Below are 15267 nucleotides of genomic sequence, written 5' to 3' on the forward strand. Positions count from 1 at the left end.
TTTTACGATAACTAATTACTTAGTTAAATCGTCAAAAAACTTTTTAACGCCGTCAAAAAAACCTTGCTCTTTAGGACGGTTTTTTGAGCTATCTTTGCCCATGCTCTCGTCTAACTCTTTAAGTAACTCGCGTTGACGCTCGTTTAAGTTAACTGGCGTTTCAATCACCACTTTACAAATTAAGTCGCCTTGAGCACCACTACGAACCGATTTAACACCTTTGCCACGCATACGGAACATTTTGCCCGTTTGTGTTTCAGACGGTATTTTAAGTTTTGCACGGCCATCAAGCGTAGGCACTTCAATTTCGCCACCTAAACCTGCGGTAGTAAAGCTAATTGGCACTTCGCAGTACAAGTTATTCGCATCGCGTACAAAAATTGGGTGTTCGCGTACAGATACTTGCACGTATAAGTCGCCAGCTGGCGCTCCGTGCATACCCGCTTCGCCTTCACCGGTTAAACGAATACGATCGCCTGTGTCTACGCCTGCTGGAATTTTAACTGACAACGTTTTCGTTTTCTCAACACGCCCTTGGCCGTGACACTTATCACATGGGTCTGAAATAATCTGACCTTGGCCCTGACACGTTGGACACGTTTGTTGAACAGCAAAGAAACCTTGGCGCATTTGTACTTGGCCAGCACCATGACACGTAGTACATGTTTTAGGCTTAGAGCCCGCTTTTGCACCACTACCATCACATGGCTTACAGCTAACCCACGTAGGTACTTTTATTTCTACTTCTTTACCACGGACCGCTTCTTCTAAGCTTAGGTCCATGTTGTAACGTAAATCTGATCCACGTTGCTGACGCGATTGACGACGGCCACCACCGCCACCAAAAATGTCACCGAACACATCACCAAAAATATCACCAAAATCGCCTTGACCACCACCGCCAAAGCCACCGTGACCGCCGCCACCGCCTTGTTCAAAGGCAGCATGGCCGTATTGGTCATACATTTGACGTTTTTGATCGTCGGTTAAAATCTCGTAAGCTTCTTTTACTTCTTTAAATTTAGTTTCGAGATCTTTATCACCGGCGGTACGATCTGGGTGATATTTCATCGCTAAGCGTTTATACGCTTTTTTTATGTCTCTCTCGCTTGCATCTTTGCTTACGCCGAGAACTTCGTAATAATCGCGTTTTGACATATCTATCACACTACTCTTTTCTATTTGCAGCTAGGCTGCGGGATAAACCGATAAATCACATCGATTTATCATGAAAATTTTAAACCTTAAATACATACAAAAGGCGCGACAAGCTGTAGCCTGCGCGCCTCAAAAGTTCATCCTACCCTAAAAACTTGAGCAAATCATGTTGTTTAGGCTAGTTAGAAGCTTAGCTGACAATTACTTGTCGTCTTTTACTTCTTCAAACTCAGCATCAACTACATCGTCGTCTTGCTTAGCAGACTGTTGTGGTTGCTCGCCTGCATCTGCGCCACCTTGTTGCGCTTTAGCTTGAGCGATTTCCATTAGCTTTTGAGACTTTTCAGCAAGTGCTTGCGTTTTAGCTTCAATTTCTGCTTTGTCGTCGCTCTTAATAGCTGCTTCAAGGTCAACAACAGCTGCTTCAATTGCATCTTTGTCTTCGCTTGGTAGTGCATCGCCAGCTTCTTCAATTTGCTTGCGAGTACCGTGTACCATTGCATCAGCTTGGTTACGAGTTGCTACTAGCTCTTCAAACTTTTTATCTTCTTCAGCGTTAGCTTCTGCATCACGAACCATTTTTTCTACTTCTTCATCGCTTAAGCCTGAAGACGCTTGAATCGTGATTTTTTGCTCTTTACCTGTATCTTTATCTTTCGCTGATACATGTAAGATACCATCCGCATCTACATCGAAAGTTACTTCGATTTGTGGAGTACCACGTTGTGCTGGGCGAATACCTTCTAGGTTAAATTGACCTAGAGATTTGTTGTCGCTAGCACGCTTACGCTCACCTTGTAGTACGTGAATCGTAACGGCAGATTGGTTATCTTCTGCTGTAGAGAACGTTTGCGATTTCTTAGTAGGAATCGTTGTATTTTTCTCAATTAGCGCGGTCATTACTGAGCCCATTGTCTCAATACCTAGCGATAATGGAGACACGTCTAGTAATAGTACGTCTTTAACGTCACCTGCTAATACACCACCTTGAATTGCCGCGCCTACTGCTACAGCTTCATCAGGGTTAACATCTTTACGTGGCTCTTTACCAAAGAACTCAGCAACTGTTTTTTGTACTAGTGGCATACGTGTTTGACCACCTACTAAAATGATATCGTTAATATCATTTACAGATAAATCAGCATCCGCTAGTGCACGTTTAAGTGGCTCAATTGACTTAGTTACTAAGTCTTCAACTAATGATTCAAGTTTAGCACGCGTTAGTTTAACGTTCATGTGCTTAGGACCTGATGCATCGGCAGTTACGTACGGAAGGTTAACTTCTGTAGATTGTGCAGATGATAGTTCGATTTTCGCTTTTTCAGCCGCTTCTTTAACACGTTGCATAGCAAGCGGATCATTTTGTAAATCGATGCCTTGGTCTTTCTTGAATTCAGCTACTAAGTAGTTGATTACGCGGTTATCGAAATCTTCACCACCTAAGTGAGTGTCACCGTTTGTAGCAAGTACTTCAAATGTGTGCTCGCCTTCAACTTCATCAATTTCAATGATTGATAAATCGAAAGTACCACCACCTAAGTCGTATACTGCAACAACGTTTTCACCTTTGTTTTTGTCCATGCCGTAAGCAAGGGCAGCAGCTGTTGGCTCATTGATAATACGTTTAACTTCAAGACCCGCAATACGACCAGCATCTTTTGTTGCTTGACGTTGTGAATCGTTAAAGTATGCAGGTACTGTGATTACAGCTTCAGTTACTTTTTCACCTAAGAAGTCTTCTGCCGTTTTCTTCATTTTTTTAAGTACTTCTGCAGAAATTTGTGGTGCAGCGCGTTTTTCACCGCCCGCTTCAACCCATGCATCGCCGTTATCAGCTTTGATGATTTTGAACGGCATAATACCGATATCGCGTTGTACTTCTTCGTCTTCAAAACGACGACCAATTAAACGCTTAATTGCAAATAACGTGTTAGTTGGGTTAGTAACCGCTTGACGCTTAGCAGGTTGACCTACTAGAGTCTCACCGTCTTGCGTGTAAGCAATAATAGACGGGGTTGTGCGATCGCCTTCCGCATTTTCAATAACACGTGCTTTATCACCATCAAGTACTGCAACACAAGAGTTTGTAGTACCTAAATCGATTCCAATAATTTTACCCATGAATCTTCTCCAACTTCAAATTCGTTAATACGTTCGATGACTAGTAAATAGGGATGCCACAAAGTTAATTCAACTGTAAAAATGAAAAAAAATTCATTTTTTGTAATTTATTTAACAAAAAACCTTAATAAAAGTAGGGTTTGATGTTTTTTACGCCAAATACACCTATTCAACACAACTAGTCTGACCAGTTGTTATGTGCTATATATGTCTGATAATGATAATTTCAAGGATATTAACGATGCATTTTGATGACTTATTAAAACAAGCCTCTGCTATTTCAAACTCTTCTTCCGCTTCGCTTGCCAATAACAGCAATACAATGGAGTTTCCTGCTAATTGGTGCCAAGGTAGAACCGCTTTTGGTGGCCTTTCTGCTGCACTACTTTATCAAGCAATCAGAAAACACATTGACCCAAGTAGACGATTACTGTCTTTGAGCACTAATTTTGTTGGGCCGCTGCTTGCCGACACGCCTTTTTCTTTGTCAGTTGAAATTTTACGCCAAGGTAAAAGCAGTACTCAGGTATTAGCTAAAGTGATTCAGAGTGAACAAGTGTGCGTTATTGTCCAGGCGTGCTTTGCTATTGATAGGCAATCGGGTGTTAATGTACCGGTTAGTAAAGAAATGGGATTAAAGCCAGTGGATGCACGTCATACATTGCCGTTTATCGAAGGGCAAATGCCTGAGTTTTTCCAACATGTTGATTTATGTCCGCAGCAAGGCGCTATGCCTTTTAGCGCTGCACAGACCTCGCATTTAGGCGGCTGGATGCGCTTTAAACATACCCCAGAGGCAATTACCGAAGCACATATAATTGCCCTTACCGATGCATGGCCTCCTACATTATTACAAATGTTTAAACAGCCGGCTCCGGCAAGTAGCATGTCGTGGTATTTAGAATTTGTGCAAGAGCCAACACTTACACCCGGTGAATGGTTAGGCTTTGAAGCAATTACACATCATGCTAAAGGGGGTTATGGCTTAGAAGATGGCTGTATTTGGTCGCAATCGGGGGAGCTAATTGCTTTGACACGTCAAACCGTTGCTTTGTTTGATTAAGTACCGCTTAGCTTACTAATGAGCTTAGTGGTAACCACTCATTATTTGTTGATATTTTCCCTTTGCTTTTATAGTTAGCAAGCCTTTATCAAATGTTTTTTGCAGCACTGCGTTGTTAAAAAAAGCAGGGCGCGGGGCTTTTGGAAAAATTGGGTGAATATTAACGGGTAATGAGTGCGCATAGTCATTGTTATAGTAATGAAATATGCGCTCATCGAGGATAATTACATCCACTCAGTCTTTCATTAGCCTATCGACTTGCGCACGCTGATTGACTACTTCTTCATAACTTGCAAACTGAGCAACCCCTTTTGCAAATGGGGGTGGTAAATAAGCTGTCGCATGTTGAAATCCTAATACACTTTTATTGTTTAGCTCATTTATCGTCTCAATAGTAAAGTTGCGCTTTTTAAGAGATACCGCCACATTTTTGTAACTCAATACTGGCTGATGACTAGGGTAAATACCTGCGCCGCGCTTTCCTGCGTAATTAAGCAGTATATCCACATTACCGCTATGCAGTTGCTGCTCGGCGCGCTTGTTAAACATGTAAATAACCACAATATTACCTAAGCCCTGCTCAATAAGTGCCGCTTTAATTATATTACGTTGTATACCCGTATCTGTTTTTTCTATTACATAGGGAGGAATAGTCGCACTGGCAGCAATCACAATTGGCTGTTTTTGCCAAGCGGCACACACTGGCGGGCTTATAAAAAAACAGGTAATAAAGCAAAGTAATAACAGCCTCACATCTATCCTTAACGTATTGTTATTGCGCTTAATGATGAATCGCGTTGTATTAATAACTTAAATATAGCAAAATTGCGTAAACATTCTTCTTTGATGGTTATAACTTGCAAACAATTTGCCCGTGCTGCGACCTAATAATTGATATACCCGCAATAGCCGATAAGCAAATGGCCGTGTGCCCGCATTGTCACCATAAGTTGTGCGAAGGCGATGTAAACAACGACAGTAAAGTAGTTGCGCTAAGTATTGGCTCATTACTAATGCTATTAAGCAGCATGTTTTACCCGTTTATTTCATTTAGTAGCAGCGGCATAACGCAAACCATCACCCTGCCCGATGCTGCCCGAATTTTATTTAATTACGACAGTGAGTTACTTGGCTTATTTATTGATTTAAGCATTATTGCGCTGCCAATGAGCTTACTGATTATTCTTATTCCTATGCATCTTGGGCTTTTGCAATCTTTGCCTGAGGCCATCGCTAGGCGATTGCTCAAGTTTACCTTGGCCCTTGAGCCGTGGATCATGTCTGAAATATTTTTAATTGGCGTGTTAGTAAGCATGGTTAAAATTATGTCGCTTGCCGACATTAGTTTTGGCACCAGCTTTTGGGCATATATTGGCTTTGTTATTATGTATATTGCGGCACTTGCCCATTTAAATAAGCCGCGCTTATGGGCACATATTAAACCAGCAACAACACTCGAAGACGCAGCACATGCCAAACGCGCTATTGATCAAAACATTAAAGCTTGCCACGTATGCCATCAACTGTGTAAAAGTAGTATTTGCCCGCGTTGTCACACTAAAACCCATGTAAGAAACCCCAACAGTGTTCAAAAAGCAACTGCTTGGTTAGTGACCTCTGTGCTGTGTTACATACCTGCAAACCTATTACCAATAATGCACACCACCAGCCTGGGTGATGTGTCACCGTCAACCTTAATTGGCGGCGTACTGACACTTTGGAAAAGTGGTTCCTACCCCATTGCTGCCATTATCTTTTTGGCCAGCGTAGTGGTGCCACTGGCCAAAGCCTTTGTGCTTAGCTTTTTATGTATTATGGTGGCAAAACCTGCTAACAAGCACACAAAAGGCTATACTAAAATTTATCAACTTACTGAATTTATTGGCAAATGGTCAATGATCGATGTATTTGTTGTTGCTATACTCGTTGCCTTAGTGCAACTAGGCAACTTAATGTCAATTACCCCAGGGCTAGGCATTGTATTTTTTACTGTTATGGTAATATGCCAAATGATGGCTGCACATGCGTTTGATCCGCGCTTGTTGTGGGATACACCAAAAAACAAACATTCAGAGAATAAAGCATGACCGAAACGGCTAATGTAACAACAAAACCAAAAATTTCTGCTATTTGGATTATTCCACTGATAGCCTTATTAGTTGGTATATGGATGTTGTATCAATACCAAGCAAATGTAGGCCCTACTATTTATATAAAAATGCCCCACGCAGAAGGCATTATTGCAGGTAAAACAGAAATAAAAGTGCGCAGTGTTAAAATTGGTCAAATTGATGCTATACGCCTTTCTGACTCGCAAGATAGCGTTATTGCCCGCGCACAAATAGACAAAAACTATAATGAGCTCCTCACCGACGATGCTAAAATTTGGGTTGTTAAACCCCGTATAGACGAAACTGGCATTAGTGGTATGAGTACGCTTTTGTCGGGTGTTTATTTAGAGTTTTCACCGGGGGAGAGTAAAAAACTAAAAGAGCGTTTTGTATTACAAGACGAGCCGGCCCTTATTGGTAAAGATGTAAAAGGTGGGCGTTTTCAGTTACTCAGCTACAACGCTGAAGTGCTAGAGGTAAGCACTGGGATATTTTTTAAAAACTATAAAATAGGCCAAATAGAAACCGCTACTTTTGACTGGAAAAACCAAGCAATGAAGTACGGTATTTTTATTAACGAACCGTATCAAAATCTCATAACATTAAACTCTATATTTTGGGTTAATGCCGGCATTGAAATAGATTTGTCGGCCGATGGTATTAATATAAGTACCGGCTCATTAAGTAAACTCCTCAAAGGCGGTATTTCGGTTGGCTTACCAGAGCAACAAGCCCCAGGTGACTTAGCCCAAGACGGCCACAACTTTTCGCTAAGCCAAAGCTACAAAGAAGCACTAGAAGAGCGCTTTTACGACTTTGATTACTACATTATTGATTTTGAACAATCTATACGTGGCCTAAGACCCGGCGCGCCTGTGGAATATCGCGGCACCCGAATTGGTACCGTGGTAGAAGCCCCCGCTAACGTTATTGTTAATGGCAAACCTGCACATTTTAAAAACCATAATACGGCGGTGCCGGTACTGATTAAAATTGAGTATGGCCGTTTATATCACGATAGCGCAGCGGCCAAAGAGTTTTGGCAAAGTAGCCTAACCGGCTGGATAAAAAATGGTATGCGTGCTTCTTTAAAACCCGGCAACCTTTTAACTGGCGCAGTGTATGTAGATTTTGATATATACCCCGACGCACCAAAAGCGCATTTAGCAAAACTTGCCCAATATGATGTATTTCCGAGTATTTCTAGCGGCATTACGGTGCTTGCCGATCAGGTCTCGGATGTGCTTAACAAGGTAAACGATTTAAAAATTGAAGACAGCCTAGCGCAAATGCAAGCTACATTTAGCGACTACCAAGCGCTTGCTAACGAAATGCGTGCGTTATTAAGCCAAAAAGATACCCAAAACTTACCCGGCGACTTTAACCGTAACTTTGATAAAATGACCAAAAGTATGGAGCAGTTTGAAGTGACCATGCGTCAATTTGATAAAACCATGGCAAGTTATCAGGCCGGCTCTGAGTTTCATCATCAATTACAGCAAACCTTGCTTGAATTTAAACGCTTAAGTGAAGAAATTCAGCCGCTTACACGGGGTTTAAACGAACAACCTAATATGTTTATTTTTGATAAAGCACTCCCTGCTGATCCACAACCAAGGAAGCAATAATGAAACACTTATTTTTAGCCATAACCGTGTTAATTACCCTTGCAGGGTGCAGTGCGTCAATTCAAACCGCAACGCAGTATTATCAGTTTGAACAACCCATTGCTTCATCATCACGCCATGTAAAAGAAACTGATGCCCAATTAAGAGTGCAAACTGTAGCCCTTAGAGGCGCATTAAATAATTTGGGCATAGCAATGAAAATTGATAGCAACCAAATTCATGCGGCAAATTACAACCTATGGGGTGAATCGCCCGATGTGATGCTCACCGCTACAGCACAACAAACCCTTTTTAATGCAATGCCTAATTGGATGGTTATTAAGGGCTTACCGGTAATTACCGAGCTTGATCAGCAAACGTTTTACGAGCTTGAATATGAAGTGCACCACTTTAATGGTGATATGCAAGGCAACGCTGATATTTCTGGCCTGTGGCGCTTATATTACACCCACCCAGAAACCGGCCGCAGCCTGATTAGTGTGCATAATTTTTCGCATGTAGTTCCAATAGAAGATGACGGTTACGATGGCTTAGTGGCTACCCTTGAGCAAACTTGGCAAAACATAAACCTAAGCGTAGCAAAAGCCATAGAGCAAGCGCGTCTTTAATAAGCATATATAATTACGGCGGTTTTATCATTATTAATAACCGCCTTGCCTACCCTATTAAAACCTAACTTTAATAATACGCACTGAGAAGCGGTATTATTAGCTGCGCAGATAGCACTGACCTGCTTTATCCCAAGTGTGTGCCTATTATGTAATAGCACTTTGGCCGCTTCAAAAATATAACCGTTTTTCTCATAACGGGTTAACAAGGCAAAACCTAAATCTGGCTGCTGCAGTACATCGCGTTTATAAAAGCCCACAACTCCTACTACTTCACCATTGTGTAAAGTAATAATATAAGGGCCAAACCCTTGGTGTTTATGGGATGCTCTAAACGATTGCTCAATGTAGCGCTTGGCATCGCTGTGCGTATGAATGGCTTTATCGCCAATATATTTTATAAAATTTGGCTGATTCACCAAATTAAGTAACATGGCTGCATCGTGCTCATTTGCATAGCGCAATAATAAACGTTGGGTTTTAAATACGGCCTCCACGTTATCTCCTATAAAAAGTTATTTTGTACGTAAATTTTTATTGACTGAAATACAAAACCGGATTATTTTTGCGCCGATGTTTTTACAGGCACAACAATAGCGGCATGCTTCTCTTGCACCGTCTGGCGCCAAAGCCAACGCGTTTCCCTTTCGCTATTAATTTAACATAACAGCAAAGCACCCTACGCGGCAAAAGCAGTGACTTGGCACGTAATAACTATTACCTGCTTTGTTTTTGTTAAGCAATTTATTATTTAAATATGCTTTTAATTTTGTGAATCTTTAAATGCTTGAACCTTCTGCATTAAGTTTACTGCCACCAGCGGTGGTTGTGGTATTGGCTGTTGTTTTACGCCGCCCTATTTTATCTTTACTTATTGGCGCTTTAGTTGGCTTAGTAATAGCCGACCCAGCTCAGGTGCTTGCTAACTTTGCCAGCACATCACTTAAAGTAATGACCGACGAAACCATAGGTTGGTTAATACTCGTGTGCGGAGGCTTTGGCGCTTTAATCGCTTTATTAGTGCGCACTGGCGGTGCGTCGGCGTTTGGCAAATTAGCGCTAAAATACACTAAAGGTAAACGCTCTTCTTTATTTATGACCTTTTGTTTAGGTGTGGTTATTTTTATTGATGACTATTTAAATGCGCTTACCGTTGGTGAAACGATGAAACGCATTACCGATAAATTTAAAGTTAGCCGAGAAATGCTCGCCTACGTTGTAGATTCAACAGCGGCACCTATTTGCGTACTTGTCCCTTTATCGACTTGGGCGGTATTTTTTGGCGGCTTGTTAGTCGATAACGGCATTGCCGAGGAGGGCAAAGGCATTGCGGTTTATATTCAAGCCATTCCTTATATGTTTTACGCCTGGTTTGCAGTATTGGTGGTTTTGTTAGTGGTACTGGGTGTTATACCTGCTATTGGGCCTATGAAAAAAGCCGAAAGGTTAGCGCAAGTTGAGCAAGCCACTGTAGACCCTGCGCAATTTAGTGATATTCAAACAGCCGACGAATACGCTGTAAAAGCAGTAGAAGAAAGCTTTGAAGATGCCGACCCTAAAGGAAAATTACACAACTTTTTACTGCCTATAATTTTACTAGTAGCCTTTACAGTTTACTTTGAGATAGATGTATATAAAGGCTTATTGGCAACTATGGCGGTAACGCTTCCTTTTTATGCACTACAAAAATTAATGAGCTTTAGCGAAATGATAGAGCGCATGCTTGATGGCTTTAAAAGCATGATACCGGCTATTGGCACTGTAATAGCGGCATTTATATTTAAAGATGTGTGCGACTTAATTAGCTTACCGCAGTTTGTGATCGGTAGTTTGAGCCCGTACATGACTGCCCAATACTTACCGGCGGTGGTATTTATTGCTATGGCGGTGTTAGCGTTTGCTACAGGCTCTAGTTGGGGTATTTTTGCTGTGTCGATCCCAATAGTTATGCCACTGGCAACTGCCGTTGACGCTAATATTCCACTGGTTATTGGCGCGTTGTTATCGGCCTCATCATTTGGTAGCCAAGCCTGTTTTTACTCAGACTCTACCGTACTTGCAGCACAAGGCTCTGGCTGTAATTTAATGAGCCATGCAGTAACGCAACTACCTTATACATTAATTGCCGCGGCACTTGCCGTTGTCGGCTTTATTGCTATGGCATAAATTAAGTTAATATAAATAAAAACCCCAATGTAGTACTACACTGGGGTGTTTTACCAATCCACAATAATACTTAATTAAGCGGATTGGTATTCTTTTAGCTGTATAAATATATATAGCTTATTTTTGTAATTTAATACCATTGTAATAGGTTTCAAGCGATTGAATTTTGGTTTGATTTGGTAAATCAGCAAAGTCGCTTTCTACAAACTTAGTACCACGTAACTGCACATTTAAACGTGCGGCTTGTGGGTTTAGCATAGTTTGTTTGTAGTACTGCTTAATATCCTCAAGCGTTACTTTTTCAACTTCATCAATTAGCTTTTGCTTAGAGTCAAAGTGAAAGTTTTCACGATACCAATCGGTAATAAGTGGCCCCATTTCATCGCTTAGGTTTTTAGGCTGCTCTTTTAGTGATACAAGCGTGGCATTTTTAAGTTGAGCAAAAGTATCTAAGCTCATATTATCAAGCTCTACCGCGTACTCTTTTTTGAATTGATCAAAACGTGCCTGTATTTCTTTTGGCCCTTTAACAGGTGTTTGAATAAACAAGCCAATTGCCGAGTAATCCTCTATTGGGCGAGCCAGCGCGCCTACGGCGTATGCAAGTTGCTCTTCGGTACGCATTTTATCAAATGCAATGGTTCTAAAGTGGCTTTGTAACACCGCAGCTTGCGCTTTTTGTTTATACCCTGGCACTGGGTGAACAGTCATATCAACTACTGCCACATCGGCAACATCAATATCTTTTTGCAATACTCGCGTTTCGCCTGGCTGTGGTAACCATGCTTTACTACGCGCAAACTCACTCGATGTATGATTGCTTGGTAAAGTGGCACTTAACTCAGTGGCTATCGATTCTATATCTTGTTGGTTGTAATTACCGTAGCTAAATACACGTAAATCGTTGGTGGCAAATGTGGCTGTTTTTAGCTTGTTTAAATCGGCAACGCTTAGCGATTCTGCCGCTTTTATCAGTGCCTCTGTATCAAAGCTGCCTGTGCGGATAAGTTTAGAGTAAGCGCCAAATGCTTGTGCATACGGAAATTGCTTTTGCTGATTTAACAAACCACGTATATAGCGATCAATTGCTTGGGTAAATGCTTGTGCAGTTACGTCGGCTTTTAACCCGCTTAGCGCTTGTTTTAAAAGTACATCTTGCTTATCGGTAAAGCCACTCATTGATAAAACTAAACCATTACTTGGCGCAAGGTTTACACTCATGCCGGCAATGGCGGCTTCGGTGCTTAGTTGGCTTTGTTGAATGTTATATAAGTCGGCCCATACTGAGTAAAGTACTTCAGCATTAATATCATTTAAGCCTGGTTGGGTATTAATATATACCTCAACCAACCCCTTTGGCTGGGCAGCAAATTTTTGGCTTGCTTGGCGCCATACTTTTACGCCGTTTTTATCGTAAGCCAGTTTAGGGTGTTTCTGCTCTTTAAACTCAGCTGTTTTAATCGCGAAGCTTTCAGGTAGTAAGTTATTTACACTTGGTAAAGCAAGCTTAAACTCGCTTGATGTTTTCCAACTGGCAATTTCGGCATCGCTAATATCTTCTATGCGGTATTTACCATCATAAAAATGCAGTTGCGAGTCGGTTTCTTCTTGTTGCGAAATATACCAAACGCGCAGCGTATCGGCATTTAATTGTTTAAGTACCTCGTTTATCGCCTCTGCGTCAAATTTGGCATAATAGTAAGGTGCATCAATGGCATGATTTAATGGGTAATCTTGCATGCTACCAGTAAGCGCGCTGACATAGCTAAACTCATCGCCTTTTTCTAAAAACTTAAATTGATTGCTAAGTGATGTACGAATTTCATTAAAGTACTTAGCATCTACACCTTCTTTTTTAATCAGTTCAATGTATTGCATAATAGTTGCGACAATTGTTTCGCGGTTTTTCATGCCTTCATCGGTTAATTCTAGCGAAATAGTAAGCGCGCCGTAATTGCCGTACTGACTAGGAGAAGGAGACGCTGTTAATTGCGATACCCAGCCTTTGTCGCGTAGTAATTGTGCCGGGCTACCTGGCATCTCATTACTTAATAAATAACTGACATAACGGTTAGGTTTAACCGCAAAGTCGCTGCTGTTGTTATTAATCGTAAACTCAAGTTGCAGCTGTTTTACGTCTTCATTAGGTGAGTAATATACTTTTTTGCCACCGGCTTTATCAAAATCAAGCTCTGCAGTAACGGTTGGCTTTTCAATGTGTTTATTTTCGATATCGGCAAAATAAGTTTTTGCTTTTTGCTCCATTTGCTCAATTGGCAAGTTTGAAATAAGCGCCACTTTCATGATATTTGATGAATAGTATTTATTGTAAAAGTCGACCGTTTCTTTGTGTAATTGGCTGCCTTCTTTGTCTCCTAGCGTTTCTAGGTTACCAATTAAAAAGCGATTTGCCGGGTGATCACCCATCATTTTACGGGCAAGTTTAAACTGGCCAAAAAAGTCCATTTCGCGGCGCATTGACCACTCGGCATTTACAGCGTTTTTTTCTTTATCTGCATATTCAGGGTACAGCTTAGGGGCTTTAAAAAAATCAGCAAAACGGTCTAGCGCTTCATCAAAGGCATCGTTATTAATTTTAAACATGTAGTTGGTAATATCGAGCCAGGTATACGCATTATTTACCCCGCCATTTTTGGTCATAAAGTCAGAGTAGCCTTTTGTATCGGGGTAGCGCTCTGTGCCTAAAAAAAGCATATGCTCTAAGTAATGTGCCATACCTTGCTGCATCATAGGGTCGTGTAGTAAGCCTACGCCTACACTTAGCGATGCTGCTGATTTTTCAGCGCTTGGATCAGAGACTAAAATGACTTCTATTTCGTTTTCGAGGGTAAGAGTTTTATATTCGCGCGTATCATTTGGGCTTACAACTAATGTGTCTGAGAGTAAGGGGTTTTGCGAAGAACTAGCAACCGATGAGGTAGATGATGTATTTGTACAGCCACTTAAAACTGCTAAAGCGATGACGCTAAAACCAAGAATTTTTTTCATTTTGTTTTTCCATTAAAATTGCGCTTAGGATGCGCTCAAAACAACGTAATAGAGCTAAATTAACACTAACAATTAAGGGTTTACCACAAAATAATACTAATTTATGTAACACATTGTGAAAAACACCTGCATACTTAAAGTCAGTAAAATAATAACGAAGGAAATAGGATGGAAAAAATAATAATACTCGCCATGTTTGCACAAGTAACATTATCGCTCATTGTAATGTTAATTATGGGCAAGCGACGCTTTGCTGCTGCAAAAAACAAACAATTACAGTTGAGCGATTTTAAAACCATGCGCCTTGATAACGCAGGCGATACCGTACGCGTAGCAGATAGAAACTTTACCAATCAGTTTGAAATACCAGTGCTTTTTTATATCGGTTGTATTGTTGCATTGCAACTTAACAGCGCTAGCTACTTAATTACTGCGCTTGCGTGCTTATTTGTTATTTCGCGTATTGTGCATACGGCTGTTCATATTGGCAGTAATAATGTAAGAATGCGCTTTAATGTTTTTTTACTAGGCTGCGCCAGTGTGTTTGCATTATGGCTTGCGATTGTTTGGCGAATTTTAGCATTTTAGTAAAAGCGGCTTAATTAGCCGCTTTTTTATTTACTGTTTAACACATAATTAGTATTTAGCGCGTTTTAAGCGTTTACCCACACCAAGCAGTGCAATTAAGCAAAAACCAATACCCATACTCCCACCCGAACTGCTCGATGAGCCAGCCTCTGCTGATGAATCGTCTTGGCTTATTAATGTATTGGCTGTTGGGTTTAAGTTGGCAGATGAAAGCGGGTCGTCATCTAATACCACCACACTGTTAATAGTTACAAAGTTAGCGCTGCTCAGAGCGACATCGCTACTTGAGCATTGTTCACTGGTTATATCAACCAACGGGATATCGCCGCAGTGTACTAATCCAGCAATATTATCGAGCGTAGCTTGGCTTTGCGCTGTAATTTGTCCAAATACTGTAAAACCGCCATTTTGAGTATCAAGCGCTTCGCTATTATCAACCACATTAAAAAACCACTGGCTCGTTGCGCTGTTTTCATCGTTGGCTAATTTAGCCATCGCGATTGTGCCCTTCACATTAGATAAAACAGGCTCATTAACAACAGCAGGCTTGGTGGTTATTGGCACTAATTCGTCGGTAAATGTAAAGCCACCACCTTGTATTACAAAGTCGCTGACTGAGCGGTGTATTACGGTTTGGTTGTATGCGTCATCTTCAATATAACTTAAAAAGTTAGCAACCGTATTGGGGGCTTGTTGGTCAAACAAGTTAAGCTCTATCACCCCGTGCGAAGTTTGCATTTCAACAATAGTGGCTTGGCTAGTAAAGCACGAAAACGCAAGTAGTGAGCCAATCAGGCACTTTTTCATTATGAGTC

Annotated in this window: 13 protein-coding genes; 6 read left to right on the forward strand and 7 right to left on the reverse strand. The window is 41.1% G+C overall.

The features are described from left to right. Nucleotides 1-15: 15 nt before the first annotated feature. Nucleotides 16-1158, reverse strand: coding sequence for a molecular chaperone DnaJ (gene dnaJ / locus EJ103_RS17510; RefSeq protein ID WP_024031901.1), 1143 nt, complete (start codon nucleotides 1156-1158; stop codon nucleotides 16-18). Between the two features lie 201 nt (nucleotides 1159-1359). Next, a complete protein-coding gene (dnaK, locus tag EJ103_RS17515) occupies nucleotides 1360-3279 on the reverse strand; it encodes a molecular chaperone DnaK (protein ID WP_126009018.1) in 1920 nt (639 codons plus the stop codon). A gap of 241 nt (nucleotides 3280-3520) precedes the next feature. Between dnaK and EJ103_RS17520 the strand changes: the two genes are divergently transcribed. Then, nucleotides 3521-4342 carry a thioesterase family protein gene (locus tag EJ103_RS17520; RefSeq protein WP_064386624.1) on the forward strand — a complete coding sequence of 274 codons (822 nt, stop codon included), beginning with the start codon at nucleotides 3521-3523 and terminating at the stop codon, nucleotides 4340-4342. Between the two features lie 24 nt (nucleotides 4343-4366). Here EJ103_RS17520 and EJ103_RS20280 read toward each other — a convergent pair whose 3' ends face one another. Together EJ103_RS20280 and EJ103_RS17525 are read right to left on the reverse strand one after the other, a co-directional pair. Then, complete coding sequence (locus EJ103_RS20280; protein ID WP_241232328.1) at nucleotides 4367-4576, reverse strand: hypothetical protein; 210 nt, start codon at nucleotides 4574-4576, stop codon at nucleotides 4367-4369. Beyond that, the gene (locus tag EJ103_RS17525; RefSeq protein ID WP_241232329.1) at nucleotides 4577-5095 is read right to left on the reverse strand and encodes an amino acid ABC transporter substrate-binding protein; all 519 of its coding nucleotides are present in this window, start codon (nucleotides 5093-5095) and stop codon (nucleotides 4577-4579) included. It lies immediately after the preceding gene. A gap of 167 nt (nucleotides 5096-5262) precedes the next feature. On the opposite strand from EJ103_RS17525, the gene EJ103_RS17530 reads away from it, so the two are divergent. Genes EJ103_RS17530 through EJ103_RS17540 form a run of 3 tightly spaced genes read left to right on the forward strand, consistent with a single transcriptional unit; the run spans nucleotide 5263 to nucleotide 8689 of the window. Then, the gene (locus EJ103_RS17530; protein ID WP_236695089.1) at nucleotides 5263-6429 is read left to right on the forward strand and encodes a paraquat-inducible protein A; all 1167 of its coding nucleotides are present in this window, start codon (nucleotides 5263-5265) and stop codon (nucleotides 6427-6429) included. Beyond that, nucleotides 6426-8081: an intermembrane transport protein PqiB gene (pqiB, locus tag EJ103_RS17535; protein ID WP_029771939.1), complete on the forward strand. Its 1656-nt coding sequence runs from the start codon at nucleotides 6426-6428 to the stop codon at nucleotides 8079-8081. Before EJ103_RS17530 ends, pqiB begins: the two co-directional genes overlap by 4 nt. Beyond that, nucleotides 8081-8689, forward strand: coding sequence for a PqiC family protein (locus EJ103_RS17540; RefSeq protein WP_004588727.1), 609 nt, complete (start codon nucleotides 8081-8083; stop codon nucleotides 8687-8689). Before pqiB ends, EJ103_RS17540 begins: the two co-directional genes overlap by 1 nt. Here the strand turns inward: EJ103_RS17540 and EJ103_RS17545 are convergent. Next, nucleotides 8686-9186: a GNAT family N-acetyltransferase gene (locus EJ103_RS17545; protein WP_126009019.1), complete on the reverse strand. Its 501-nt coding sequence runs from the start codon at nucleotides 9184-9186 to the stop codon at nucleotides 8686-8688. The two genes, EJ103_RS17540 and EJ103_RS17545, sit on opposite strands and share 4 nt — an antisense overlap. Nucleotides 9187-9472: 286 nt before the next feature. Here EJ103_RS17545 and EJ103_RS17550 point away from each other — a divergent pair, with 286 nt between their 5' ends. Then, the gene (locus tag EJ103_RS17550) at nucleotides 9473-10855 is read left to right on the forward strand and encodes a Na+/H+ antiporter NhaC family protein (protein WP_126009021.1); all 1383 of its coding nucleotides are present in this window, start codon (nucleotides 9473-9475) and stop codon (nucleotides 10853-10855) included. 117 nt (nucleotides 10856-10972) lie between these two features. Here the strand turns inward: EJ103_RS17550 and EJ103_RS17555 are convergent, their stop codons facing one another. Continuing rightward, the gene (locus EJ103_RS17555; RefSeq protein WP_126009023.1) at nucleotides 10973-13864 is read right to left on the reverse strand and encodes an insulinase family protein; all 2892 of its coding nucleotides are present in this window, start codon (nucleotides 13862-13864) and stop codon (nucleotides 10973-10975) included. 168 nt (nucleotides 13865-14032) lie between these two features. Between EJ103_RS17555 and EJ103_RS17560 the strand changes: the two genes are divergently transcribed. Further along, a complete protein-coding gene (locus EJ103_RS17560) occupies nucleotides 14033-14452 on the forward strand; it encodes an MAPEG family protein (RefSeq protein ID WP_126009025.1) in 420 nt (139 codons plus the stop codon). A 48-nt stretch (nucleotides 14453-14500) separates the two neighbouring features. On the opposite strand, the gene EJ103_RS17565 is transcribed toward EJ103_RS17560, so the two are convergent. Continuing rightward, nucleotides 14501-15259 (reverse strand): peptidylprolyl isomerase, encoded by a 759-nt coding sequence (locus EJ103_RS17565; protein ID WP_126009027.1) that lies wholly within the window; start codon nucleotides 15257-15259, stop codon nucleotides 14501-14503. Nucleotides 15260-15267 lie beyond the last annotated feature (8 nt).

It is taken from the genome of Pseudoalteromonas sp. Xi13 (assembly GCF_003952205.1).
Taxonomy (GTDB): domain Bacteria; phylum Pseudomonadota; class Gammaproteobacteria; order Enterobacterales; family Alteromonadaceae; genus Pseudoalteromonas; species Pseudoalteromonas atlantica.

Excerpts from the sequence above, each read along its gene's own strand:
- dnaJ (WP_024031901.1), bottom strand. The coding sequence starts at position 1,158 with ATGTCAAAACGCGATTATTACGAAGTTCTCGGCGTAAGCAAAGATGCA.
- dnaK (WP_126009018.1), bottom strand. The coding sequence starts at position 3,279 with ATGGGTAAAATTATTGGAATCGATTTAGGTACTACAAACTCTTGTGTT.
- EJ103_RS17550 (WP_126009021.1), top strand. The coding sequence starts at position 9,473 with ATGCTTGAACCTTCTGCATTAAGTTTACTGCCACCAGCGGTGGTTGTG.
- EJ103_RS17555 (WP_126009023.1), bottom strand. The coding sequence starts at position 13,864 with ATGAAAAAAATTCTTGGTTTTAGCGTCATCGCTTTAGCAGTTTTAAGT.
- EJ103_RS17540 (WP_004588727.1), top strand. The coding sequence starts at position 8,081 with ATGAAACACTTATTTTTAGCCATAACCGTGTTAATTACCCTTGCAGGG.
- EJ103_RS17530 (WP_236695089.1), top strand. The coding sequence starts at position 5,263 with ATGGCCGTGTGCCCGCATTGTCACCATAAGTTGTGCGAAGGCGATGTA.
- EJ103_RS17520 (WP_064386624.1), top strand. The coding sequence starts at position 3,521 with ATGCATTTTGATGACTTATTAAAACAAGCCTCTGCTATTTCAAACTCT.
- EJ103_RS17565 (WP_126009027.1), bottom strand. The coding sequence starts at position 15,259 with ATGAAAAAGTGCCTGATTGGCTCACTACTTGCGTTTTCGTGCTTTACT.
- EJ103_RS17560 (WP_126009025.1), top strand. The coding sequence starts at position 14,033 with ATGGAAAAAATAATAATACTCGCCATGTTTGCACAAGTAACATTATCG.
- pqiB (WP_029771939.1), top strand. The coding sequence starts at position 6,426 with ATGACCGAAACGGCTAATGTAACAACAAAACCAAAAATTTCTGCTATT.